This is a genomic window from Staphylococcus sp. 231237_7MaSpsaltlick (assembly GCF_043107035.1).
In genome coordinates, this window is the sequence record NZ_JBICNX010000005.1 from 371,174 (window position 1) to 395,074 (window position 23,901).

38 protein-coding genes, 1 other RNA gene and 1 pseudogene are annotated in these 23,901 nt (G+C 27.6%); 23 read left to right on the forward strand and 17 right to left on the reverse strand.

What is annotated here, in order from left to right:
- Positions 1 to 21: 21 nt before the first annotated feature.
- The 6 genes from smpB (at position 22) to ACF91D_RS12495 (ending at position 2,761) form a co-directional block, all read left to right on the forward strand.
- Positions 22 to 486, forward strand: a complete 465-nt coding sequence (smpB, locus tag ACF91D_RS12470; protein WP_039068656.1) for an SsrA-binding protein SmpB — start codon at positions 22 to 24, stop codon at positions 484 to 486.
- 129 nt (positions 487 to 615) lie between these two features.
- Positions 616 to 976, forward strand: a transfer-messenger RNA (tmRNA) gene (gene ssrA, locus ACF91D_RS12475).
- A gap of 276 nt (positions 977 to 1,252) precedes the next feature.
- A complete protein-coding gene (locus tag ACF91D_RS12480; RefSeq protein ID WP_238347215.1) occupies positions 1,253 to 1,540 on the forward strand; it encodes a helix-turn-helix domain-containing protein in 288 nt (95 codons plus the stop codon).
- A gap of 254 nt (positions 1,541 to 1,794) precedes the next feature.
- Positions 1,795 to 1,992: a hypothetical protein gene (locus tag ACF91D_RS12485; RefSeq protein ID WP_069792835.1), complete on the forward strand. Its 198-nt coding sequence runs from the start codon at positions 1,795 to 1,797 to the stop codon at positions 1,990 to 1,992.
- A 174-nt stretch (positions 1,993 to 2,166) separates the two neighbouring features.
- On the forward strand, positions 2,167 to 2,595 hold the full coding sequence (locus tag ACF91D_RS12490) for a hypothetical protein (protein ID WP_327621037.1): 429 nt from the start codon (positions 2,167 to 2,169) through the stop codon (positions 2,593 to 2,595).
- Complete coding sequence (locus ACF91D_RS12495; RefSeq protein WP_369967086.1) at positions 2,588 to 2,761, forward strand: hypothetical protein; 174 nt, start codon at positions 2,588 to 2,590, stop codon at positions 2,759 to 2,761. Before ACF91D_RS12490 ends, ACF91D_RS12495 begins: the two co-directional genes overlap by 8 nt.
- A 711-nt stretch (positions 2,762 to 3,472) precedes the next feature.
- Here ACF91D_RS12495 and ACF91D_RS12500 read toward each other — a convergent pair.
- Positions 3,473 to 3,934 carry a hypothetical protein gene (locus tag ACF91D_RS12500; protein ID WP_107549223.1) on the reverse strand — a complete coding sequence of 154 codons (462 nt, stop codon included), beginning with the start codon at positions 3,932 to 3,934 and terminating at the stop codon, positions 3,473 to 3,475.
- A 329-nt stretch (positions 3,935 to 4,263) separates the two neighbouring features.
- Between ACF91D_RS12500 and tnpA the strand changes: the two are divergent.
- From tnpA to ACF91D_RS12530, 6 genes and pseudogenes are all read left to right on the forward strand, one after another.
- Positions 4,264 to 4,748 (forward strand): annotated as a pseudogene (gene tnpA, locus ACF91D_RS12505) (IS200/IS605 family transposase).
- A gap of 269 nt (positions 4,749 to 5,017) precedes the next feature.
- Complete coding sequence (locus ACF91D_RS12510) at positions 5,018 to 5,494, forward strand: DinB family protein (protein ID WP_069792504.1); 477 nt, start codon at positions 5,018 to 5,020, stop codon at positions 5,492 to 5,494.
- Positions 5,495 to 5,831: 337 nt separating this feature from the next.
- A complete protein-coding gene (locus ACF91D_RS12515) occupies positions 5,832 to 6,656 on the forward strand; it encodes an alpha/beta fold hydrolase (protein WP_039068673.1) in 825 nt (274 codons plus the stop codon).
- Between the two features lie 173 nt (positions 6,657 to 6,829).
- Positions 6,830 to 7,276 (forward strand): GNAT family N-acetyltransferase, encoded by a 447-nt coding sequence (locus tag ACF91D_RS12520; RefSeq protein WP_327621034.1) that lies wholly within the window; start codon positions 6,830 to 6,832, stop codon positions 7,274 to 7,276.
- Between the two features lie 66 nt (positions 7,277 to 7,342).
- Positions 7,343 to 7,849, forward strand: coding sequence for a DNA topology modulation protein (locus ACF91D_RS12525; RefSeq protein WP_069792503.1), 507 nt, complete (start codon positions 7,343 to 7,345; stop codon positions 7,847 to 7,849).
- 191 nt (positions 7,850 to 8,040) lie between these two features.
- Positions 8,041 to 8,250, forward strand: a complete 210-nt coding sequence (locus ACF91D_RS12530; RefSeq protein WP_039068678.1) for a hypothetical protein — start codon at positions 8,041 to 8,043, stop codon at positions 8,248 to 8,250.
- A 206-nt stretch (positions 8,251 to 8,456) separates the two neighbouring features.
- Here the strand turns inward: ACF91D_RS12530 and ACF91D_RS12535 are convergent, their stop codons facing one another.
- On the reverse strand, positions 8,457 to 9,119 hold the full coding sequence (locus ACF91D_RS12535; protein ID WP_327621033.1) for an HAD family hydrolase: 663 nt from the start codon (positions 9,117 to 9,119) through the stop codon (positions 8,457 to 8,459).
- A gap of 216 nt (positions 9,120 to 9,335) precedes the next feature.
- On the opposite strand from ACF91D_RS12535, the gene ACF91D_RS12540 reads away from it, so the two are divergent.
- Positions 9,336 to 9,500, forward strand: coding sequence for a hypothetical protein (locus tag ACF91D_RS12540; protein ID WP_155278121.1), 165 nt, complete (start codon positions 9,336 to 9,338; stop codon positions 9,498 to 9,500).
- A gap of 257 nt (positions 9,501 to 9,757) precedes the next feature.
- Entirely contained in the window at positions 9,758 to 10,141 is a 384-nt protein-coding gene (locus ACF91D_RS12545) for a YxeA family protein (RefSeq protein ID WP_039068681.1), read from the forward strand.
- Positions 10,142 to 10,423: 282 nt separating this feature from the next.
- On the opposite strand, the gene ACF91D_RS12550 is transcribed toward ACF91D_RS12545, so the two are convergent.
- Positions 10,424 to 10,597, reverse strand: a complete 174-nt coding sequence (locus tag ACF91D_RS12550) for a hypothetical protein (protein WP_176723090.1) — start codon at positions 10,595 to 10,597, stop codon at positions 10,424 to 10,426.
- 58 nt (positions 10,598 to 10,655) lie between these two features.
- Positions 10,656 to 10,826, reverse strand: a complete 171-nt coding sequence (locus tag ACF91D_RS12555) for a hypothetical protein (protein WP_392437115.1) — start codon at positions 10,824 to 10,826, stop codon at positions 10,656 to 10,658.
- A gap of 363 nt (positions 10,827 to 11,189) precedes the next feature.
- Here ACF91D_RS12555 and ACF91D_RS12560 point away from each other — a divergent pair, with 363 nt between their 5' ends.
- Positions 11,190 to 11,561, forward strand: a complete 372-nt coding sequence (locus ACF91D_RS12560) for a VOC family protein (protein WP_039068682.1) — start codon at positions 11,190 to 11,192, stop codon at positions 11,559 to 11,561.
- A gap of 99 nt (positions 11,562 to 11,660) precedes the next feature.
- Here the strand turns inward: ACF91D_RS12560 and ACF91D_RS12565 are convergent, their stop codons facing one another.
- Complete coding sequence (locus tag ACF91D_RS12565) at positions 11,661 to 12,152, reverse strand: P-loop nucleotide/nucleoside kinase family protein (protein ID WP_101094362.1); 492 nt, start codon at positions 12,150 to 12,152, stop codon at positions 11,661 to 11,663.
- Positions 12,153 to 12,267: 115 nt separating this feature from the next.
- Between ACF91D_RS12565 and ACF91D_RS12570 the strand changes: the two genes are divergently transcribed.
- From ACF91D_RS12570 to ACF91D_RS12580, 3 genes are all read left to right on the forward strand, one after another.
- Complete coding sequence (locus ACF91D_RS12570) at positions 12,268 to 12,804, forward strand: CHAP domain-containing protein (RefSeq protein WP_101050292.1); 537 nt, start codon at positions 12,268 to 12,270, stop codon at positions 12,802 to 12,804.
- Positions 12,805 to 13,111: 307 nt separating this feature from the next.
- Positions 13,112 to 13,732 carry a CadD family cadmium resistance transporter gene (locus ACF91D_RS12575; protein WP_198553045.1) on the forward strand — a complete coding sequence of 207 codons (621 nt, stop codon included), beginning with the start codon at positions 13,112 to 13,114 and terminating at the stop codon, positions 13,730 to 13,732.
- A 13-nt stretch (positions 13,733 to 13,745) separates the two neighbouring features.
- Positions 13,746 to 14,084 (forward strand): ArsR/SmtB family transcription factor, encoded by a 339-nt coding sequence (locus ACF91D_RS12580; RefSeq protein WP_101050288.1) that lies wholly within the window; start codon positions 13,746 to 13,748, stop codon positions 14,082 to 14,084.
- A gap of 109 nt (positions 14,085 to 14,193) precedes the next feature.
- On the opposite strand, the gene ACF91D_RS12585 is transcribed toward ACF91D_RS12580, so the two are convergent.
- From ACF91D_RS12585 to ACF91D_RS12595, 3 genes are all read right to left on the reverse strand, one after another.
- Entirely contained in the window at positions 14,194 to 14,361 is a 168-nt protein-coding gene (locus ACF91D_RS12585) for a hypothetical protein (protein WP_327621032.1), read from the reverse strand.
- Between the two features lie 259 nt (positions 14,362 to 14,620).
- The gene (locus ACF91D_RS12590) at positions 14,621 to 14,803 is read right to left on the reverse strand and encodes a CsbD family protein (protein WP_069792497.1); all 183 of its coding nucleotides are present in this window, start codon (positions 14,801 to 14,803) and stop codon (positions 14,621 to 14,623) included.
- Between the two features lie 353 nt (positions 14,804 to 15,156).
- Entirely contained in the window at positions 15,157 to 15,429 is a 273-nt protein-coding gene (locus ACF91D_RS12595) for a hypothetical protein (RefSeq protein WP_039068691.1), read from the reverse strand.
- A gap of 276 nt (positions 15,430 to 15,705) precedes the next feature.
- Here ACF91D_RS12595 and ACF91D_RS12600 point away from each other — a divergent pair, with 276 nt between their 5' ends.
- A complete protein-coding gene (locus tag ACF91D_RS12600) occupies positions 15,706 to 16,083 on the forward strand; it encodes a DUF1722 domain-containing protein (protein ID WP_101050286.1) in 378 nt (125 codons plus the stop codon).
- 105 nt (positions 16,084 to 16,188) lie between these two features.
- Here ACF91D_RS12600 and ACF91D_RS12605 read toward each other — a convergent pair whose 3' ends face one another.
- Positions 16,189 to 16,677 (reverse strand): MepB family protein, encoded by a 489-nt coding sequence (locus ACF91D_RS12605; RefSeq protein WP_069792496.1) that lies wholly within the window; start codon positions 16,675 to 16,677, stop codon positions 16,189 to 16,191.
- 201 nt (positions 16,678 to 16,878) lie between these two features.
- On the opposite strand from ACF91D_RS12605, the gene ACF91D_RS12610 reads away from it, so the two are divergent.
- Both ACF91D_RS12610 and ACF91D_RS12615 read left to right on the forward strand, forming a co-directional pair.
- Positions 16,879 to 17,700 carry an alpha/beta hydrolase gene (locus tag ACF91D_RS12610; protein WP_327621031.1) on the forward strand — a complete coding sequence of 274 codons (822 nt, stop codon included), beginning with the start codon at positions 16,879 to 16,881 and terminating at the stop codon, positions 17,698 to 17,700.
- Between the two features lie 118 nt (positions 17,701 to 17,818).
- Entirely contained in the window at positions 17,819 to 18,001 is a 183-nt protein-coding gene (locus ACF91D_RS12615) for a hypothetical protein (protein WP_069792495.1), read from the forward strand.
- A gap of 214 nt (positions 18,002 to 18,215) precedes the next feature.
- Here ACF91D_RS12615 and ACF91D_RS12620 read toward each other — a convergent pair whose 3' ends face one another.
- A complete protein-coding gene (locus ACF91D_RS12620) occupies positions 18,216 to 18,416 on the reverse strand; it encodes a helix-turn-helix domain-containing protein (RefSeq protein WP_052253447.1) in 201 nt (66 codons plus the stop codon).
- Positions 18,417 to 18,658: 242 nt separating this feature from the next.
- Between ACF91D_RS12620 and ACF91D_RS12625 the strand changes: the two genes are divergently transcribed.
- Both ACF91D_RS12625 and ACF91D_RS12630 read left to right on the forward strand, forming a co-directional pair.
- Entirely contained in the window at positions 18,659 to 19,045 is a 387-nt protein-coding gene (locus ACF91D_RS12625; RefSeq protein ID WP_039068697.1) for a VOC family protein, read from the forward strand.
- Positions 19,046 to 19,260: 215 nt separating this feature from the next.
- Positions 19,261 to 19,701: a GNAT family N-acetyltransferase gene (locus tag ACF91D_RS12630; protein WP_327621030.1), complete on the forward strand. Its 441-nt coding sequence runs from the start codon at positions 19,261 to 19,263 to the stop codon at positions 19,699 to 19,701.
- 268 nt (positions 19,702 to 19,969) lie between these two features.
- Here the strand turns inward: ACF91D_RS12630 and vraX are convergent, their stop codons facing one another.
- The 7 genes from vraX to tsaT form a co-directional block, all read right to left on the reverse strand.
- Complete coding sequence (vraX, locus tag ACF91D_RS12635; RefSeq protein WP_157822551.1) at positions 19,970 to 20,134, reverse strand: C1q-binding complement inhibitor VraX; 165 nt, start codon at positions 20,132 to 20,134, stop codon at positions 19,970 to 19,972.
- A gap of 623 nt (positions 20,135 to 20,757) precedes the next feature.
- Positions 20,758 to 20,934 (reverse strand): hypothetical protein, encoded by a 177-nt coding sequence (locus ACF91D_RS12640; protein ID WP_172643895.1) that lies wholly within the window; start codon positions 20,932 to 20,934, stop codon positions 20,758 to 20,760.
- Between the two features lie 237 nt (positions 20,935 to 21,171).
- Positions 21,172 to 21,300, reverse strand: a complete 129-nt coding sequence (locus ACF91D_RS12645; RefSeq protein ID WP_256093178.1) for a hypothetical protein — start codon at positions 21,298 to 21,300, stop codon at positions 21,172 to 21,174.
- 234 nt (positions 21,301 to 21,534) lie between these two features.
- Positions 21,535 to 22,497, reverse strand: coding sequence for an arsenic resistance protein (locus ACF91D_RS12650; RefSeq protein ID WP_327621029.1), 963 nt, complete (start codon positions 22,495 to 22,497; stop codon positions 21,535 to 21,537).
- A 99-nt stretch (positions 22,498 to 22,596) separates the two neighbouring features.
- Entirely contained in the window at positions 22,597 to 22,728 is a 132-nt protein-coding gene (locus tag ACF91D_RS12655) for a hypothetical protein (RefSeq protein WP_256093177.1), read from the reverse strand.
- 133 nt (positions 22,729 to 22,861) lie between these two features.
- Positions 22,862 to 23,110: a hypothetical protein gene (locus tag ACF91D_RS12660; RefSeq protein ID WP_039068700.1), complete on the reverse strand. Its 249-nt coding sequence runs from the start codon at positions 23,108 to 23,110 to the stop codon at positions 22,862 to 22,864.
- Positions 23,111 to 23,713: 603 nt separating this feature from the next.
- The gene (tsaT, locus tag ACF91D_RS12665) at positions 23,714 to 23,896 is read right to left on the reverse strand and encodes a type II toxin-antitoxin system toxin TsaT (protein ID WP_039068703.1); all 183 of its coding nucleotides are present in this window, start codon (positions 23,894 to 23,896) and stop codon (positions 23,714 to 23,716) included.
- Positions 23,897 to 23,901 lie beyond the last annotated feature (5 nt).

A 23,901-nucleotide genomic window follows, 5' to 3' on the forward strand; every position in this document is an offset into this window, starting at 1 on the left:
TCAACAAAGAGGTGAAACTCAATGCCAAAGAAAAAATCACCAGGAACACTAGCAGAAAATCGTAAAGCAAGACATGATTATAATATTGAAGATACGATTGAAGCGGGCATTGTGTTACAGGGAACAGAAATTAAATCGATTCGCCGAGGCAGTGCAAATCTTAAAGATAGTTACGCACAAGTCAACCGTGGTGAAATGTATTTAAATAATATGCATATTGCACCGTATGAAGAAGGTAACCGATTTAACCATGATCCACGTCGTTCACGTAAGTTATTATTGCACAAACGTGAAATTGAAAAACTTGGTGAACGTACACGTGAAGTTGGTTATTCAATTGTTCCATTGAAACTCTATCTCAAACACGGTCACTGCAAAGTCTTATTAGGTGTTGCTCGTGGTAAGAAGAAATATGATAAACGCCAAGCATTAAAAGAAAAAGCAGTACAACGTGATGTAGCTAGAGAGATGAAAGCCCGTTATTAAGCGGATATATTGCCAAAGACGATAATCTTTGGTAATATAATATGTGCTTTCTGAAAAAGCTTAGTAGTTACTATATAGTCGTTATAAAGTGGTTACGAAGTTAGCAGAAAGTACATTTAATATTATTCTGGGGGCGTTTTTGGATTCGACAGGGGTCCCATGAGCTAGTTAAGCGTGTCGGAGGGTTGTCTCCGTCACCAACACACACAGTTATAATAACTGGCAAAGAAAACAATAATTTCGCAGTAGCTGCGTAATAGCACTCTGCATCGCCTAACGGTATCTCCTATGTACCGTTAACGCGATTCAACCTATAGTAGGATACGCTAGGCACTGCCGTTTGAAGTCTGCCTAGAAGAGATGAATCAAACTAGCATAATGACGGATGTCTATCACCTCCCATTATGCGAAACCTATTGATAGACTACGCACGTAGAAGTGCTAGTATCAGAACCTCTGGACGCGGGTTCGAATCCCGCCGTCTCCATATAAGGAAAGCCTATGACTGAATTGGTCATAGGCTTTTTATTTTTGAGTGCACATTAAATTAATACAAAACAAGAGTAAAAAGAAGTGATGGATTTTATGCATTCTAATGGACGTATAAAGGCTTATGAGACGATTGACAAACTACAAAAAGATTTAAGTATTTTAACCGTAATAACAGTGCTAAGAAGCATAGAAGAGCAACTGTAGTGTGAGGATTGTGATAAATATATGAATTATGATAAAGCTATATTAAAGAAATTTATACTTAACTATCATAGTGTACAGAAAAAAAGATGATGTAAACGCATGTAATAATGATTTAAGAGATTTCTTTAAACTTAATAATCCAGTGGAAACAGACTTTTATGACGATAATAATATAGAAGATGTGATACTTTATAATGAATTAGAAGCGATTGTAGAAAAAGTTGGGACAGATAAAGAGCATTATATATTTTGGTTGTTAAGTGAAGGATATTCATACAAAGAAATTGGGAAGGTTTTTTATATAACTGAGGCCAGAGTAAAGCAAATATTTGATGGATTGTTGAGCAAATTAGCTTAAGTAATAGAATGTGAATTTATATGATACGTGAGAATTCTTGATATTTTGAAAAGTGAGTACGCATTCTATTGTGCGATTATTAGAATAACTGATAAATAAGAATGAATTAAATACGAAAAAGTACTGTTGACACGATTAAATAACAATAAATTGATGCAATATAATTGCACCAAGTAATCATATTACTAGGGGAGGCACTGTCATGTGCTTGCCCTATTTTTATGTTAAAATTGCTTAAAAAAAGGAGTGATTTTTTGAATAAAAACACAGTGTTAGATAAAGGATACGTTATAGCAACTATTTTAAATATTTTCTTTTTAATTGGATTAATTTTTATATCTGGTTTGGAAAATTTATACATATTAATTCCATATGTTATTTTGATGGGAATAAATGCTGTTTATTTATTTGTTAAAGCGATTAAGATTAATAAGAATAAGTCGGAGATTTAAAGGTATTTGAAACGAGTGAAAATGAGTTTCTTCTTGACTTCATATTACATATTTAAACCACCCACACATGTCACTGGGTGGTTGTTTTTTATGTTCGCTTTTATGTTCTGTCTATTCCTTTTTTTAATAAGTTGTGTATTATATATTTAATTATGTTTAAAAGGAGTAGATTTAATGGCAAGAGTAGCTTGGATAGTACCATCTAACGAAGTATTTAATAATAATGAAAAAAAACTTGTAATAGATGCGCCATTTGCAGAAGTTAATTTAATTAATATACCAAGTCAATATTCATTTACTGTTTCATTTGGTATAATTGGTTTAGATATAAATAAAGATAATATTATTAAGTTTGAAATTGGGTTTTTTAAGGACGATGATGATAAGAAAATTTTATTAGAAGCGCCTTTACACATAGGAAATCCTAAAAGTGATGAAATTAATGAAATAGGCAACCTAGGACTCGCTGAGTTCATATCAAATATATCTTTGAAAAACTTTATTTTCGAGGCTACAGGATTACATTACGTGAAAATGGAAATTGATGATAATACACAAATTAATTATTTTAATGTGAATGTATCAGGTGAAGTCAATGAGTGATGATAAAAATTTATTGCAATTTCCCAACGACAGAAAGCCGATAGATTTAAGCGGATACAAACAAGCTATAGGTCTTGAATTTTCGTCTGACTTTACTGATAAAAAAGAGGTGTCTAATATGAGTGAATTTATCGAACGAAAAGAATTTGAACAGTTTGAAAAATGAATTGATGATAATTTTAAAAACCTTAATTCTAAGATAGATAGCCTACCTGATACATTTGAAGATAAGATTGAGAAACATGTAAGTAATGCTAAGTTTCAATTGGTCATGTGGATTATAGGCACTAGTATTACAACTGGTAGCTTATTAATTGGTGCAATAGGATTAGGGGCAAAATTATTAGGATTGTACTAACACTCACCAACTGGTGGGTGTTTTTTACGTTGTTTTACATGTAATATACATCTTTACATATGCGAACAAGTGTTCTATTATGTTCATGAGGTGATAATATGAAAGTAATAAATCCAGACGCACCAGATGAATATAAATACGAAACTTGAAAATGCAAGGTTACACACAGTAAGGAAATTATACGAATACGCAAAAGCCCACCTAAATGAATAGGTAGATTTTCTGAGGTTCAAAGTCAATAAAGCAATTGAATAAAGTTGAAATTTTTAATAGACTAAAAAAAGGAGGTGTTTAAATGCTTAATGTGGTATTAAGCGTACTATTTATAGTAGCATTCATTATTATATGTTTGTTATTTCAAGTATCTGTAGGTAAGTTTCAACAAAAAAGGAAAAGTTTTTCAGATAAAGAAGTAAAGATTGATAATAAAAGCCTATGGGTAGGCTTTTATTTTTATTTGTTTCTAGGTATATTAATAGTAATAGTCCATGTATTTAATTAAATACATGGACTATTACATTATTTATGACCTGCTTCTTTATTTCCATTTGGATAAGTTGTAGAAGTTATCCATTTTGCAGTTCCTGCTTTTTTAGTTTTACTTTTGTTTTTATATAATGTTGCATGATGTTCTATTTGACCTGCTTTATTAATGTATTGTTTATCTGTTATGTATACAGTTTTTATACCACTTAGACCTGCAGACAGGTGTCCACCGACAGTTCCTGCAACTATTGCACCTGCTCCTCCGGTTGCTAAGTATCCTAAACCTCCGGCAGCTGCATATCCAACTGACTTAGTTGCAAAATCACTTGCAGCAGTAGATCCATTAACTGTAGTGAAATATTTAAATCCTTTACTGGCAGCTTGAGCTTCATGATTAGATGGAGTTATAGGGTTTGCTGGTGTTTCCGGCATAGCAATTGCTACTGAAGACAATAAAATCACACCACTAATAGTACTTATAAATTTCTTTTTCATAATTCCAACTCCATTCTTCCTTGTGTTATTTAGATTTATTTAACATAATCTTTTGTGAGTTTAACAAAACAACATATTACTTTCAATATTTAAAATAATAAATTGAGATTTTTAAGTGTTTTTTAGGAGTGTGGAAGAAGTTCTTTTTGTCTTGATTCTATTATAAATACACAAGCCCACCTAAATGAATAGGTGGGCTTGTTTTTTTATATAAAAAAACCATACGCTATGCGTATGGTGCAGTATGGTTATACCGTTGTATTAAAAATTGCATCTCTACATGCTAAAATAATATTTGGTCAGCCAACCAAAATTAACAACATGAGGAGATGCAATTTATGTCATCAGATACAAATAGTTTAGCACATACAAAATGGAATTGTAAGTATCACATTGTCTTCGCTCCTAAATATAGAAGGCAAATTATTTATGGAAAAATAAAGAAAGATATTGGATTAATATTGCGACAGTTGTGTGAAAGAAAAGGTGTAGAAATTATTGAAGCTGAAGCATGTAAAGATCATATTCATATGTTAGTTAGTATTCCACCAAAATTAAGTGTTTCCAATTTGTAGGATATTTAAAAGGGAAGAGTAGTTTTTTGATTTTTGATAGACATGCACATTTAAAATATAGATATGGAAATAGAAAATTTTGGTGTAAAAGCTTTTACGTTGATACAGTTGGAAGAAATAAAAAAGTTATAGAAAATTATATTCGTAATCAATTACAAGAGGATATCGTTTTAGAGCAATTAACGCTTGTCGAATATATAGACCCATTTACTGGCGAAGAAACTAGAAAGAAAAAATAAACAACCCTTTTAAGGGTTGCTGGGAAAGTAGTACATATGGTTGATCTTCTCAGAGCCCTTATCAGGGCTGGTCAGTAACAAAGGCTTATAGCCGCAGAACAAACCACCCGTTATACGGGTGGTTTTGATTACCTTAATTTATATTCGTATAGATAAAAATTAAAATTAACATATATTAGTTTTTTGCAATAAATAAAAATAAATGCTAGTGTTTTAACACTAAGAAGTTTATAGTAAATCCAATAATTTTCTAAGTGAGGGATTATAAAATGATTAAAGAACAATTTCAAGCATCGTATAAATTATTAAAAAAACATTTAAAAGATATTGATGAAGATAAAGCTACTTTTCAACCGAGCGTCGCTAATAATAATATTAAATGGCAATTAGGTCATTTAATTTTGTTAAATGATTTTTTAGTATTTGAAACTATTAATGGGGAAAATGCATTAAAGCAAACTGCTGCAAAATATTTTCTATGGGGTACATCGCCAACAGATTTTGATGGGAATGAGCCTTCTTTTAAGGAACTGAATTTATTGTTGGACGAACAATTTGATAGAATATTTAATAGATTAGAAGAGCAATTAATGAAAGATAGAAAGGAAGCAATTGTTCTTAAAGATGCAGACATAGTTATGGAAAATTTTAATGAATCTATTCATTTTGCTATTCTTCATACTAATCGACATTTTGGACAAATTGTATTATTAAAATCTATAATTAATAAATTATCATTGGATTAGCACCATAATTGACTAATATTAATACAGAGCTGTGTCTAATTTCACATATAAGCACAAGTGAAATGTTTGATCATTTAGTAGATTATCGTTTCATACGTTTTAATGTATAGTAAACTAAAAATCAATTGTTGTTTCACTGAGCACTTCAAAAAATAATTCGGACAATATATATTCATGTTTATATTAGTTATTATTTTTTGAAAAATAAATATTTTGATAATTCAGTGAATTATTAATCTCCAGTATACTTTTGATATATTACTAGAAATGTGCCTACCTTATTAATGTTTTAAGTGTTACTCATTATTTATGAATATAAATCGGAGGTTAGTATTTCATGCAAATAAATGAATTTAAAGGTATTTTTAACGCTACAGGAGCTAATATATATTTTGAATCAAAAGGTAATGGTGAAAATGTATTATTAATTCATGCCGGGATTGCAGATTCACGTATGTGGGATAAAGAATTTCACTTATTATCAGAAAAATATCGAGTAGTTAGGTTTGACCTTCCTGGTTTCGGTTTAAGTGATTTCACTGGAGGAAATTACTCTTATTATAAAATTATAAATGAACTGCTTATATATTTAGACATCAATCACACCCATATTTTAGCTGCTTCATTCGGCGGAAAAATAGCTATTGATTTTTATCTAGAATACTCAGAAAAATGTCTGAGTTTAGCGCTTTTGTCTCCTGCTTTAAGTGGATGGAATGACTCTACTTTCTTACAAAAATATGAAGAAAAAGAAGAAAGATTATTACAAGAAGATAAAATAGAAGAAACAGCACAGTTTAACTATACGACTTGGATACAAAGAAATAGAGCACCAGAGCTTATCAACCCAGATGTGAAACAATTAATCATTGATATGCAGGTGAAATTTTTAACTAAACCTGAGCCAGATTTTCTATGCGTGGAAATAGAAACAGAAGATAATATATTACAGATAAAAAATATTCAAATCCCTGTATTAATTATTAATGGCGAATGCGATGTTCAAGACTTTCATGATATATCTAAACTAATGATTAAAGAAATTCCTTATGTAAAAAATAGTACAATACCTGATACAGCGCATTTAGCTAACCTAGAATCTCCAAAGCATTTTTTTAAATTGATTTCGAAATTTTTTTCGGATAACTCTAATAATTCATGAAAATAGTATTTAAAACCATTTTAGATATATAATTAGTCAAAACCTACAGTTTATTATAAATTAAGCGCCATATAAAAAATTTCCAGTATACTTTTGATATATTACTAGGTTGATTCGGCTACTATAACCTAGATAAGTCGCATATAAAATTTTACGAGTAAGTAGGTTAGATTATGACATTAAAGACAAGATTATTTGTAGAAAAAGATATTAACCATATGGATGATTTGTTAGATTTATATAAAGAGTTAGGCTATCCAACAACAAAAGAAAAGTTGGCCAGTCGTTTAAAAAAGATATGTAACCATAAAGATTATTATTTGTTACTTTTAATTAAAAATGATGTGATAATTGGTTTGAGTGGTATGTGCAAAATGCTTTTTTATGAAAAAGAAGGAGAATATATGCGTTTACTAGCTTTCGTTATTAATTCCAATTATAGAGGAAAAGGCTATGGAACATTTTTGTTAAAAGAGTCGGAAGCATTAGCAACCCAAGTAGTGTGTAAAGTAATCACTTTAAATAGTGGTAATAGATTAGAAAGAGATAATGCACATAGTTTTTATTATAATAATGGATTTGAAAAGAAGTCTTCTGGATTTTCGAAAACGCTATTGTAATATCAGTTTATATAGTTCTGGGCATGCATAATTAGGGGAATATTCAAACTGAAAGGTAATTAAAATATGAGTAAAATAATAGTTATTGGATCATCGGGTTCTGGTAAATCAACATTATCAAGAGAACTTTCACATATGTTAGAAATTCCTGTTTATCATTTAGATAAATTATTTTGGAAACCTAATTGGGTTATGACTACAAAAGACGAACAATTCAAAATTCAAAATTCCTTACTAGATAAAAATGAATGGATTATTGATGGCAATTATACTGGTATTTTGGAAGAAAGATTACTGTCAGCTGATACTATTATATTTTTAAATTTACCTAGAAGAATTTGTTATTACAGGGTTTTTAAAAGATTATTGAAAAACTTCGGCAAAACTCGAATTGATATGGGAAAAGATTGTAAAGAAAGAATAAATCTTACATTTTTAAAATATATTTGGAATTATCCTAAATATCGTAAGCCATTTTTATTAAAGAAATTTAGGAAATTAGAGAATGAAAAGAAAATATTTGTTTTGAATAGTAAGAAAGAAATTAAAGAATTTAAAATACAATTAAGATAGTGGACAAGAACAAATTAACAATTATACGTAATTTTAATTTTTAGGGGAATATAGAATGGACACTAGAGAACACTATAGCATTACAGGTATAATACGTTTAAATATCTAAGTATATATTTTTTATAGGATCAAGTGGCTAATATAGGATTAAATAAATTCTGTAAAATCAGAATAAAAAAGGAGGGGAAATTATGGGACTAGATGTCATTAAACACTACTTGAATAACGATAAAAACAATGGTGTATTCTTATATATACATGATAATTATAAAAGTGGAAGTATTACCGTAAGCCAGATAGATGAAACATTATCAAACGAAAATATTTTAGTGGTTATAGCGCCGTTTGAAAAAGCTGTTAATTTAAATTATGTTACATTAATTGAACCTTATGAAAATTAGTTTCTAAAAATAATAACTAAAGTAAAAGAGAAAATATGAATTTAAGAAAAGCCTATAATCAACTTGTTATAGGTTTTTCATTATGATGAAAAATCATTCTATTCCCTATATTTTTTCAATCAGATATCAAATAAATCTCCAGATATTTCTTCATTTCAACAGTATATTTGTAGAATTTAGCACTAAATATTTTTGAAATAGAGTAGTTAGTTGTAGTTATTAATAATACAAGGTATTTCAAATAAATCTTTAATTGTAGGTATTATATTAATTGAATTTTGATTTTTGTTTGATTTGTATATCGCATACATTCCAGCTGACATAGATGCTTTATAATCATTTTCTAGGCTATCACCGACAAAAATACATTCATTTAGTTTTACTCCTAATTTCTTAGCAGCTCTTTCAAAAATAAGGGGGTTAGGTTTTTTGACCTCTTCTTTTTCAGAAACTAAGATTACTTCCATATATTTATCGACTTTTAAAGCTTTAATATTATTATATTGGAAAGGGGATTTCCCATTAGTAATGATAGCTAATTTATAATTATTTTCGGTGAGTAGCTTTAAAGTTTTATATAAATTAGGGTAAGGCAAACAGTGTTTCCAGAAGTTTGTTGTATAGTCATTTAGAAAAATATTAGGCGTTAAGTGACTAATATTAAAATAATCTATTAATTGTGTATAAACTTTATCTTTCCAAACATACCCATTTTGGTCTAATTCTATAAATTTATTTTTGAAAGTAATCTTTTCAATATGTTTTAAGTAATTAGAAAATTTGTCATATTGGACATCAATAAAATTTTTTAATGAGGTTTCCCTATCTAAAATTGTTCCATCTAAATCGAATAAAATTGCTTTTATCATAAAATCACCCCAATATATTAAGTATACTTAATAAATTAAATCAATGTTATCATAAAATTAAAGTACAAAGTATCTTAAGGTATACAATAATTGTCAAAGTAAAATTGGAAATATTTATAGGTATATTATAAAACAATAATTCTTTCCAATTGGAATTGCATAGGGCAAAATTTAGTAATAGGGTTTTATCAAAATTTCGTCTACTAAAGGAGATTTATGAGAACTTTTTTAATTGTTGTAGTAGCTCTAATTTTAATGTTTACGATTTCATTCTGTATATTTAATTATTTAGATAATACACTTGGTAGTATTTTAGCAGGAATCTCAAATGGGCTAATTATTGTTGTAGCAATGCAATTAAAAGATAAACTTTTAAAATAAATATTTATGATTAAACAAACCACTCAATATCTATGGGCGGTTTGTTATTTTTTGAGTATTAAATTTTTCTATTTTAACAATAGTTATTTGAAGTTAATTAGAAAGTGACTATATGTAACTAAAGAAACCTTTATAGAATATAGGATAACCTCTTTCTTTCAAAATTGTCACATTTGGTGGGTATTTTGTAATGATTTTCGAACGATTCAATAATAATGAAATGTTAGTATTGAATTAAAAATTAGGAGGTTTAAATAATGAAAATTATTTTTAAAATATTTATATTTATAGTGGTAATAATTTTAGCGCTATTCTTTTGGAAGTTATATGCTGAATCTCATACAGATAGTAAAAACGTTAGAAGTCTTGCTAACTTAAATCCTTTAATTACAAGTGAAAAGTATTATATACAAACTAATGAACCTAGAAGTGTAAAAGATTCTGGTAAAGGTACTAAACAATATGAATATACGAATAAAGCATATGATAAGGACGGTAATGAAAAAGAGATTACTTATACAGCAATTAAAAAATTAAAGACAAATCATTATTTAGAGTTAAATTATAAAGTTGGAGAAGTGAAAGGATATAGTGAAGTGAAAGAAAAAGACATACCTAAGAAAGCAAGAATTAAACTATAGAATCTAAATCTCATCGTTATCGATGAGATTTTTTAGGTTTTTGTATAATAACATAGCTAAAAATTCAAACATTTGTTTTAAAATATAATAAGTAACCAAATTTGTTTTCACTTACAAATGGTAAACATAAGTCAGTGTATTGACCGAATATTTTAGTTTAAATAATTGAATAAAAAAATCACTGCCTTACTTATGGCAGTGATTGCAATTTCGTAGCTCATAATTTAGTTTAGGTAATTACCAGGAGTGTCATTCTTTAATACTATTTTCAGGCGATTTAAATTATTTATTGTTGTCTAATGTATCAGCAAGTTCTTCTAATTTAATTTTTACTTCTTTAAGTGTGTGACTATCTGAAAAAGTAAAACTAAATTGTTTTCCTTTGGTTGTTTCTGCCACAATAGTAACAAGTTCACTAAAAACATCATGTTCTATACTATAATTTAATATTTTCATATTAACTCCCCTTAGTTTTGATTTCCCATTTTTGCTAAGTGTAATAAGTTGATTATTATTATTCAAGTTTTCTTTCTCTTTGAAGTAATTCATAGGTAACTTTATGTGGTAACATATCTTTGTTGACTGAATGAGAAAATAAGACACCTGACATAGTTTTTACAATATAAGTATAATTTTCGTGGTTTTCGTGGTTTTCGTGGTCATAATTAAAATCTACAACTTCCATAAATATGCTCCTTTAAATAAAATTCTAAAGATCTTTCTGATATCTTTAATTTTGTACTAATAATTTTTTAGATACTCCCAATACTAAAATTTATTAGTAACAAGCATATGGAATTTTCTGTACACCTACGCAAAATAATTATATTAGTTTATTGTACTATATATAAATAAGTTTTGTGATAATAAAATCTTATGTTTTGCAATATAATTACTTATAATTAAATAGGTTCTTAATGTTAGCTATTTAATATTGTTAAATTTAATATATTTTGATAAATCAATGATTTGAAGTAATTATTACTAATGATGTTTCTAAACGATAATATAAAGGGTAAGTATATACAAAACAAGTGGGGGGTTTTGAATGGAAAAGTTAAATCAAGTGATGTTATATGTTGATGATCAAGCAAAATCAGTTGAATTTTGGACAGATATTTTAGGATTTGTTGTAGTTTCTGAAGAAGAAATGGCAGAAGGTTTTAAGGCTGTAGAAGTAGCGCCAAAGAATGATGTTGAAACATCAATTTCAATTATTGAAAAAGAGTTCATGAAAAAATATAGTCCAGAAATAAGCGTTACTACTCCATCTTTAATGTTCAAAGAGAAAGAACTTGATGCATTGTATGAAAAATTAAAAGAAAAAGGCTTAACTGGTCATGAAATCATTGAAATGTCAGGTAGACGAGTATTTAATTTTCAAGACGGACAAGGTAATTATTTTGCAGTAAGTGAGTAATTGAAGTTATGCAGGTTTTTCAGAAAAAGAGCGCTTTTTATGAATTTAAAAAATCATAAGAAGTGCTCTTTAATTTTATATGAAAATGTTAGTGAATGTTTACTGCGTTATTTCTAATATATTTAGTCCTTCAAATTCATTAGGTTCTTCAAAATACTGGCTAATATAATTAAACGTTTCTAATGTGTCAAAATTAGCTCTTTCAGGATTTTCTATATTTCGTTGTTTTAACCTTTCTAAACATGTTTCGTCTGATATATTTAGATAAATGAGTTTATGACTAACATTGATTTCTGAAGTAATATTGCTTAACCACTTTCGTTGTTTTTGAGTGTTTCCTGGAAAATCCATGACCACATTTGTACCAACACTTAATAAATTTTGAACGTGATTTTTAATAAAAGGTTTAATACGATTTGAATAAGTTAAGTAATCATCAAATGTCTTTATTTGATTTGGATAAAATTGTTCAAGCATTTCATCTTCTGATAATAGTACGGCATTTTTATCTTTAGTTAATTTTTTAGCAGTTGTTGATTTACCAGCACCCATTTTACCGGTGAAAAAATATAATGTACCATTGTATTCCATTACATTACCTCCGTTTATATTTTTGTGACAATAGTTTTAGTATAAAGAATTAATGAAATAAGTTATAGTGAAAATTAAAGTTACATCAAAATTTTAATAAACAAAGGGGCTTTTTATGTTTAAGTATATTTTAAAAATCAGTGTGCTTTTAATATCGGCAACATTATACATATTTGTAATAAATCAATCTAGTAATGCTTCAGCTGCTACAAATGCAACACAGCAAGATGCAATTAATCATGTTGAAACTTTAAACGGTAAAGGTTGGGACTATGATTCAGAGTATGGATGGCAATGCTTCGATCTTGTAAATGAACAGTGGGATTATTTATACGGGCATGGATTAAAGGGTGATTATGCAAAAGATATTCCAGCAGAAAATAATTTTATAGGTGAAGCAACAGTTTATGAAAATACATCTGATTTCAAAGCCACAGCAGGTGATATTGTAGTGTTTAATGAAAATTATGGGGAAGGTGCTGGTCATACTGCGATTGTAACTAACGGCAATTATGATGGCAATTATCTTCAATTTCAATCCTTAGACCAAAACTGGGAAGGCGGTGGTGCAAATAAAACCGAAGTCGCGCATAAGGTGGTTCATGACTATGAATCAGAGATGGTATTTATTCGCCCACATTACAGTAAATAAATGAATAACTAAAAATTAATATTAAGTGAAAAACTGAAGCATAACTTTCAATTTCAGTTTTTTAATGAATATAAAGCATACTAATATAAAACCTATATTTTATAGGGATAGATTTGCTTCTTATTTTGACGGGACATTAAAACCTTAAATTTTTAATTTGGAGGTGGGTCCCGTTTTTTGATTTTAACTGAATATTTTTGATTTGCGACCAGTGCATAAAGACTAAATTATATAGTGAATTTTCTATTTAATTAGGGTATTGAATACTATATAATACATTCAAAAGTATTTTTGAATGAGGTGTGTCATGTTACAAACTATTATTACAGCAATTATTCTGTACACAGCTACAGCAGTAGATTTATTAGTAATTTTATTAATATTTTTTGCTAAAGCTAATACAAGAAAAGAATATCGAGATATTTATATAGGTCAATATTTAGGTTCATTAGCATTAATTGTCATAAGTCTATTTTTAGCATTTGTATTAAACTATGTTCCTGAAAAATGGATTTTAGGATTATTGGGATTAATACCAATTTATTTAGGTATTCGTGTAGCTATTTCTGATGATTGTGGTGGTGAAAAGAGAGCTAAAAGAGAATTAAATGAAAAAGGGTTAAGTAAGCTTGTTGGTATCGTTGCGTTAGTTACCATTGCTAGTTGTGGTGCAGACAATATTGGTTTATTTGTGCCGTACTTTGTAACTTTAAATATTGTAGAATTGATAACTACATTAATTACATTTGTTATTTTAATTCTACTATTAGTATTTTCAGCGCAAATTTTATCAAAAATTCCAGGTATTGGAGAAGTAATTGAGAGATTTAATCGTTGGATAATATTTGTAATATATATTGGATTAGGATTATTTATTATAATTGAAAATGAAACAGTACAAACTATTTATAATTTAATTATGAATTAAGGGAGTGGAAGAAATGGCTAACGATTATACTTGTGAAGTGCAATTTATACATAAACAGAAAATTGAAAATGCACAGAATTTTATAGAGGAAAATGCATCTAAATCACTATTAAGTATTTTTAGCAAGATCTCTGATGATACTAAAGTCAAAATTATACTTGGTTTATTAAAAGAAAGTGAAATGTGTGTGTGTGATATATCTGTATTACTAAATATGAGTATCGCAACAACGTCACATCATTTAAGATTATTATATAAAAAAGGGGTACTTGATAAATACAAAGAAGGAAAAATGTCTTATTACTTTATAAAAGATGAACAAATAAAATCATTTTTCATGGATAATTTGTAATGTTAGGTAACTAATAAATAATATGAATAAGTAAAAAGGAGTGAATCAGCCAACTTATTGCTTTAATAAGTTGGCTGATTCACTCCTTTGTTATACAAATTAAAAATGTTTATTTAACTTTTCTTTCATCCACAATATTTGATAACAACATCAAATAACGTTGAACATTATCTGACGGTGTATCTTTAGGGAATGCATGCGTAAACACATGACCTTTAAGTGTCTCGACTGTGTAACTAATATCTATATTACCAATTTCATATTTTATAATTTTCATAATGTCCCCTTAAAATTGCCTTTTAAAAATTTAAATTCACTATATAAACATGAATCTAATATTCCTATAGAAATAGTATGTTTTATTCAATTGTACTACATATAAACGTTTTTGCAACTATAAAGCGTGCTACGTTTATATGTAGACTGATAAGGTTTAATTTTAAAGAAATCTGTTTTGATCTATTTAATGAATTGTTGTAAATTTAGTTATAAAAAAGACCACAATAATTAGTATTGTGATCTTACATAAATTATTTTTACTTATTTAATTTATCGATAACACCATTGATTTTGTCTTTAACATTTTCAGTTACTTCTTTTGCTTTACCAGAAGCCTTATCTTCTTTACCTTCTTTTTCTAATTCTTTATTATCCATAACATTGCCTGCTGTCTCTTTTATGTTTCCCTTAACTTGTTCAAATTTACTTTCATCTGCCATGTTATTCACCTCAAAAATATTTTTAGACCATTCTATAAATAATATACAAAATGCTAAAATTTAAAACAAACAAAATGTATGTAACTTGGTATATTTGTATTTAAAATGAATTATATATGTCAGAAATAACAAAGTTTATAAGAAAGAGAAAAAGCGATGGTGAGCTGTCATACGTTACTCTAATGAACATTCATTGTTCCGCTGTGGAAAAGTGAGTTATGCATAAAAAAGTATTTCTCTAAGATAGAAAGTGACAATAATTCAATATGTGTTATAAACGCATTTTTGAGTAGTAAACCTTTATAAGATGTCTTATTAAGAAATATTAGACATTATCTAAATAAATCAAAATTTTATGCATCTAGTAGTTTTTGAATTTCAGAATATTTTTGTGCGTTTAATGTACCCAAAGGGCTCTGTTCAATTTCAAAAATTAGAAAGTCATCAGTATCATTAAAAGATGTTTTGATGCTTTCACAAATTGTATTTTTATCTAAGTCACTTTGTAAAAACCACAAGCCACTGTAAATATATAGCGCATTACCTAGAGACTTTAATTGTGCAGGTAATTTTTCATATCCATATGAAATTGAGTTTAAATTATAAGACAATATATATTTTGACACTTATATCACGCTCCCATATAAGCATATCATTAACTGTAATTAAAAAGTTGTAAGAACATAGTATTAGCTTTGTTTTTTAGTTTAATAGCTTTAATTATAATAACAGCAATACTGATAATGTTCTGGTTTGTGATAATGAAAATAAGGTAATACTATCTATACAGACAATAGAAATAAGCATATATTACGTCGTAAATGTATTATACTTAATACCAAAAATATAATCTTTTATTAAAATATATCTTTTAATTGGAGAGGCGAAAAGGATACATAACAATGAGCAAACAATACCAAATTGAGCAATTATGGAAACAACATAAGTATGAGGTACTATGGCATGATCAAAATAAATATCGATTAATTAGAGAACAATTGAAAATTGATACAACGATTGAAGAAGTTGAAAATTTAATTAACGATGCATTAAATACGAAACCAAATAGTGGATCAATAATTAATGCGTACGACCACATGTGGGGGTATTTTAAAAATAAATGTAGTTCATCAGAAAAGAACTTGCATAATTATTTAAAAGAAGCATTTAAACGTGAAGAAATAGACGAAATATATCTATTACAATTTTTAAAAAGTATGGCGGATTATTATGATATAAGCTATATCAAAACTTCATCAATAATACAAAAATTAAACTGATTATGTGTAGAGATGGTAATTATTTTTCAGTTTTAAGAGTGTAAAACGCAGAGAATTGATTTAGTTACGTTTTTATAATATTGCTTGAATTTGGTAGGTGAGGTTTTAATTTAATAAATTGTTTAATAAAACTTTATCAACATTACCAGTTAAATCAATAAAATAGTTTAATTGCCATTTTTGAGTTTTAAATGCAGTTTGATTTAAATTGTATTCCCAAGATGGATAAATCCTCATTGCCATTTTCCCCTTTTTGTCTTTATTAGCTATAATATTCTTTTTAGCTAATACATCTTTTGGGAATATGAATAAACCTTTTTGACTTTCATCAATTACTGCAATAATTAATTTGTCGCAAGATTCATCAAATGTAAAGGGTCTGTTTTTATTAGCGTTATCTTTAGTCCAAAATACTACAAAATAGCCTAGCTTATTTGGTGTTTTTTTAGCGATTCTACTTCTGAAAGTTTGTTTATTAGTTTGAAAAGTACAACTTTCATATTCCTCATTAAAAATTTCTGTTTCCAAAGTTTTAATATTAATGTCATTTGTAAATTTAAATACTGAATTTATTAAGTCTACTGATTTGTACATAAGAAAATTATCCTTCTTTATTGAGATTTGCTTGTTTTGAGTATAACAAATTAATTAGACTGAAACTATTTTTATATGCGCTATCAAAATAAAATTTGCAACGAGCAGATAAGTAATAACATAAAAACGTGAGTGTAAATTGATACAATAAGGGTAGACATAATTGCGAGTATAGAATTTAAAAATTGAGGAGTGAACGAGATGCATTATATTAAATATTTAACTTCATCAGATAATACGAAACTATACACTAAAATTAATGATTGTCCAGAAGCGAAGGCAAATATAATCATAGCACATGGGTTAGCGGAACATTTAGATCGTTACGATGTTTTAACAACATATTTAAACGAAAACGAGTTTAATGTAATAAGATATGACCAAAGAGGACATGGGAGATCTGGAGGAGCGAAAACTTATTATAGTAATATGTATGAAATTGTCGAAGATTTAACGGCGATAATAGAATATGTGAAAAATACTTTTGAAGGTAAAGTATACCTCATTGGACATAGCATGGGTGGTTATACTGTCACTCTATTTGAAACGCTTTATCCTGGTACTGTAGATGGAGTAGTTACATCTGGTGCCTTAACACGCTATAACAATAAACTATTCGGTAATCCTAATCGAAACATTTCATCAGATACTTATATCAAAAATGAATTAGGAGAGGGGCTATGCTCTGATGCTGAAGTTATTAGAAAATATGAAATAGACCAATTAAATGCTCAACACATATCCATGGGATTAATTTTTACATTAATGGATGGCATAACATATTTGAATAATAATGCGCAGCGATTTACGAATAATATTTTGATATTACATGGAAAAGAAGATGGTTTAGTAAGTTATCATGACTCATTACAATTATACCAAGAAATTGGATCCGAACATAAATCCATCCATATTTATGATAGATTACAACATGAAATATTAAATGAATCATCTTATAATTTAAGTATTTTCAAAGAAATTGTTGATTGGTTAGAAAATGAAATACGTATTTCTAAAATTTAAAAAGTATCCTTACAATAAAAGTGTTTAATCAAACTAAGTAAGTCTCGTAATGTTTGTTACGGGAAATTCATAGATTTATAATTAGTTATGAAAAAAATTGTGGAAAGGAAAGATTACTATGAAGATAAAAACATTGCATATGCAATATGAAGAAAGTTTTGAAGAATTTGATGAACGTGTCAACGAATTCTTAAAAAACGTGGATGAGAAACAGCATTGGGAATTAGTGAGTGTCACGCCATCAGTAACAAATAGCATTGAAGGTGTTGACTACTTTATTACTGTTGTTTACAAAAAATAAAGTGACTGGAAAATTTGAAAAATAAGAGTTGAAATGGAATAGTAATAGAGAAAAATCAAGCAGTATAAAAAAAGTGTTTTGTATAATAGAGTTTATTGTTAGGGGAATTTTATATAATCATTCTCAAGATTAAAGGCTATGACATTTGCTATGTCATAGCCTTTAGTAACAATTTATTGTCCCTTAATTTATTATTACATTCCGTTGGATGCAATTATGAAATAAATGTTTCTCCTGAAACATTAAAATAGTCTGCTAACATTGCAGCGTCTTTTTCTGAAATTGTGCGATAGCCATTTTCCCAATCCCATATTTGGCAATTTCTGATATCTGTACCATAGCCATTATTCAAATTAATAGCTAGTTTGGATATGCTTAAATTTGATTTTTCGCGTAATTCGTTAAGAATTTTCACAACCATTCACTCCTAAAAAATAGATAATACTACTACCACTATTAATTGTAATATATAGGTATTAGTATTACAAAATTTATGTTTTTTTATTTTAGTAAATTAAATAAAAAATTGTATATTTACATTAATTTTTATTGTGATATAGAAAAGTGTAATTTATATAGTTAATTGTAAGTATGTGTCAAAATAATTTAATTAGGGCATATGTATAAAATAATAAATTATGACAAAGGAGATCAATAATGAAAATAATTGCTATGAGTATTTTTGTTAATAGTCAAGATAAAGCACAACAAGTTTATACCGAAAAATTAGGCTTTAAATTAAAGCATAATGTTGAAATAGGCGGTGATTTTAGATGGTTAACAGTTACTGAAGAGAATTCTAATAACCCTGTTGAAATTGTTTTGGAGCCTAATGAAAGTCCAATTGCTAAAAACTATCAAGATGGATTATATGCAGCGGGTATACCGGTAACTATGTTTGGTGTAGATAACTTGGAAAAAGAATATGAAATATTATTAAATAAAGGGATTGAATTTTATACAAAACCTAAAGAGGTAGAAGGTGTAAAATATGCTATATTTGATGATACATGCGGTAATTTAATTCAAATTGTTGAGCAATAGAAAATATAAATTTTAAGATACAATAAACTGGCTAAAATGAGTGAATAACTATAAAGTAAATGAGTTTTTTACTTGGCTACGAATTAAATCGTTAACTCTTTTATGTTTTTCTTTTCATGGATTAATTTTGTTGATAGTGCTAGATTTATTCTTAGTATCCTCGTTTTTAGTAGGGAAGGATAGAGCTAGTACTTTTTTAATTGGAGGAATAGGGGTTGGAATTAGTTATAAAGCACACAAAAGAAATGTCGAATTTGGAATTGATTAAAGTGTTCCAAGTTAGGGTCAATGTATTCATAGTTGAGCAAAATTGTGTTTATCAAGAAGTAGATGAATTTGATTTAAATACTTTGCATATAATGCTCAAAAATGGGGAAGAAATCGTTGCATATACTCGTATTATTGAACATCCATCTTATATCACTTTCGGTAGGGTGCTAGTAGTAGAAAAATATAGAAAATCTCGCTATGGTAGGGAAATTGTAAAAGCCACACTTGAAGAGATAAAAAAGAGATACAAACAAACGCTTGTTAGAATATCTGGTCAAGCATATCTTAAGTCATTCTATGAGTCATTTGGCTTTGAAAGCGTTTCAGATGTTTATTTAGAAGATAATATCCCTCACATAACTTTTCAAATTGATTTAGACTATTAATAATCTGAAAATATAATTTAAAAATACGTGAATTCGAAATCTAAAACTTTGTTTAGGTTTCACATTCACGCATTTCGTATGTGTTACTATATCGGAATTATTTATTCGAAAGATAATATTAACCTTTTATCTCAGTATATTACTACAGTTAATGTATTTTTTATCTTATACAGGTGTTTTACTGCTTAATTGCCCCTTTATTTAAACATGCACCTAATAATTAGATTATGTATTATACATTTTGTAGTATTTTATAAAATATAATCGTTTATTTTTTCATTTTATCAATATCTTGAGATACGAGTGTTAATAGTTCTTCAGTTTCTTGTTCTGTTAGTTCGTCAGAACCTTTGATCCGAATGACTGATCCTTTGTCAGTTTTGACATGATAGATTGGTTCATCGTCCTTATAAACTTTACGTAGTACTTCCATTTCATCACCCTTTTTATTGAAAACAGTTCTATTATTAAGTTAATACATAACTAAATAGAATTGCGTTGTAAATTATTACTACGAATAACGATTATTTAATTACTCATTTCATTTAATGCTTTATCTATAGGATAACTTTTTATTAAATTGTTTTCCAACAGTATGATTGGATTCATTTAATTTTTTTCTTAAACATCAAAATATATATTAGCAAAAATGCTAAAATGAATATATTGAATTAATAAATAAAATTAAGGGATTTAAAAATAATTAAGTTATTCATGTTTTTATTAAATAATTTAAGGGTAGATATAAATAAGCACAAGAAGTCCTCCAAACTCTAGTGTGGATTATATTTTCGAGATTTGCGCCATCCTTAGAGATGGCGCTTTTTTCTTGTTATTTAATCTCTAAGTATTTTTGGATTAATTCAGTACATAATTATAAAAACTGCGAAAAAATCTTTAACTACAGATCTTTTCACAGTTCATCTAAATAGGATTGTCATATAGATACCTAAAGAAGTGAATAGTTTTTAAAATTGTTATTAAACAACAGTAATGAAGGAAGCCTTTACAAACCGTCATTAAATTTTTGAATATAAAGAATATAGAAACTGTTATTTATTCTATATTACTCCTCAATTTATCATCCATTTCCTTTGCTACGTCAATCAACATTTGTTTTGTTTCGGCATTGTTTAAAGAAGGATTAGATTTAATTTTAATGATTAAACCTAGATCAGTTTTTATATAATATACAAGGGCGTCATTGTCAGTCACTTTTCTTAGTATTTGCATCAAATCACCTCAAATTTAGAAATTTCACATGTATAGAGGACTTAAAGGTATAATGGATTAAATTGGTACATAATCATTATAAATTAAAAACTATATATCTATTTTATAGTAAATTTACACAAAATAACAATAATTGAATTGTGACTAGAAATATCAAAAAAACCAACAAAATCTTAAAAGTTTGTTGGTGCTTTTGAAAATACTCATAATTGACCTATCGTATTTACATACAGTAGTTTAAAATTGTTCGTTTGTTCGATCCTCGTCAACACTTTCATCTTCGTCATCGATTACAACTGTTAACAAAGGTTTGATTAAAAATGCAGTACCTAGTGCCCCTAATAAAACTAAAATAAATTTTTTCAAAACATCCAACTCCTCAGTTTAATAGTTTAAATCCAATATGAAACTTAATGAATTTATGCTCAAACGTATTAAAGTATTAACTTATATGAAGACTTTAAATCAAAAGGTAATATTCTACGATTGATATCTATTATAGCAAATGTTTTAGTTGCATGATATGTAATTATGATATAATAAAAAACTTTTTTTATATCAGAAAAAGGGGTGTTGATTATAAAAACTTTATAGTAAGCATTATTTAATTAATTTTGGTATTACTTTTATATAGAAAATCTCTCCTGTTAACTCAACCAGCGTTTGTGTGATAATCACAGTTGTTGTGATTGTGACCAATCTATCTGGTAATGAAAGAGCTAAAGGTAATACAACCAAAGCATTTCTTGTACTTGAACTAAAAGCTAATGTTCGTAAAGTCTCAGTTTCTAACGCAAATAATTTCCCTGACATATATCCAATATAAGGAGCGATAATCATAAATATAATATAGATTGGGACGACAGTAGCTAAGATATTTAAATCATGAGTGATTTTATGTATTTGAGAACCAACCACTGAAAAAAGTACAAATGACATAAATATTTCTGGTAACCATTCAGTGATATTCAAAGTTTTCGCTATAATCAAAGTACGCTTACTAAAATATTGTAATAGCATAGCAATCACTAGTGGTAATACGATAAAAATGATAAATGATTGAACAAAGGGCGCTAAATCTATAGAAGTAAATAAATTTTCTTTATTAAAAATAGCGAAGTATAAGGGCAATAAGATAATTTGTAAAATAAACAAAATAGGCGTAGAAAACAACATATATTGAGCATTGCCTTTGCCCAATGAGGTAAAGACAACCACATAATCAATACAGGGCGTTAACAATACGAGCATTATACCTATCAATATAGCAGTGGAAGTGATATTGAATATAGAGATTAGACAAAACACCAAAATAGGGATAAGTACGAAATTTGATAGAACTAAAGCTATAATATATTTAACACTTAGAACGTTTTTACGTAAGTTAAAAAAAGGAATTTGTGAAAACATGCTAAGCATTAAAATTCCAATAAAGATAGGGATTAATGATTCAAGTAATGTAGATGTATAATCTAATGTTAATCCCACAATTACACCAATCAATATGGCAGCAAAATATATATAGATTTGATAATTTTCAATTTTAGTTTTTAATTGTTGCATATTTACCTCTCTTTGAAATATAAACTAAAGTCAGAAATATAACACTAACAATCATTAAAATTCAAAATAATGATTGTTAGTTAAATTAATATTAATTTATTATTTTTGTTTATCTTGAACACTCACTTTGTTTTCTATTTTATTATTAGTTGAATTATCAACACTTAATAAAAGCGCGCGGACGACTAATACACCAGATACGAGTAACAATAAATTTCTGAAAAATTTCATACAAATCACTCACCTATCTTATTTTAGATAAAATAAATAACACATGCTATAAATAGTATACCCATTAATTGCTTTAATAAGTGAAAATCTATATCTAATATTTATTCTGAATTATTGTTTAGAATGTAGCGTTTTAAATATCTTTAATTATTAACCGTTTCTTTGATTCATCGATTTCAATAATTAAAGATTTGCTGTTATTTTCTATTTTATAGTTTGTTATTACTCCTCCATCGACATCAAAATACACCTGGCTTAAAATCCCCATGGCATAATCATTTATAGGGCTAACAATTGATAGCGATGTGTTATCTTCTTGTATAACAAATTGTTTTTGACTTTGGTTAATAACAGCCCATTGTGGTAAATAAGTTAAATTCATAATAGTTCCTCCTTTAAAAGTTTTTATCCGAGCTAAATCCAATTTAATTTAATTATAAATCAAAAAGTTGTAGTACTGCTGCTAATATTCAATCAATCCTTCATTAAAATCCAAAATACAGGGAATAAGAATTAAGAAAAACAATGTTTTTTAGAGGTGAGCTTATGAACATAGTTATTATTATAATATTAAGTCTTATTTTTGCATTTTTAGCTACAATGCCGTTTTTGTTTATTAACACTAGGTTACATGAAAATAAAAATTATGCCAAAGATGAAATACGGCATGAAAAGAAACGTACTTTTCAACGTTTTATTTATTTTTTTGTTTTAGCAATAGTAATATTAATCATTTACACTTTTCTGCTAGATTAAAGGATGTAGTTTAATTTTAGTAAAAAAGAACAGGGCAACAATCAAAATTAAAAATTGATTTCTGCCTTGTTCCTACTTAAAAGCATTATTAATTTGTTTTTCCAAAATCACCTATAGGGACGTGTTAAGTATTTTGTGTTGTTTGGTTTACGTTAAGAAATAAGATATAACGTATTTTGGATTATAGATCTATAGATTCTTGTAAAAACTTTAAGTTAACATTTATTTTTTAACTAAATATCAATGAGAATAGTATACCTACAATACCAAAAACAAGAAGCATGACAGTAACGCCAAGTAAAGATTCTTTAGCTTGTTGTGAACCTCTTACTTTGTATGCAATAAGGGCGCCTATACCGCAAATTAAGAAAATTACTGATAACCAAAAAACAACCATGAAATGTAGACTCAAAATAC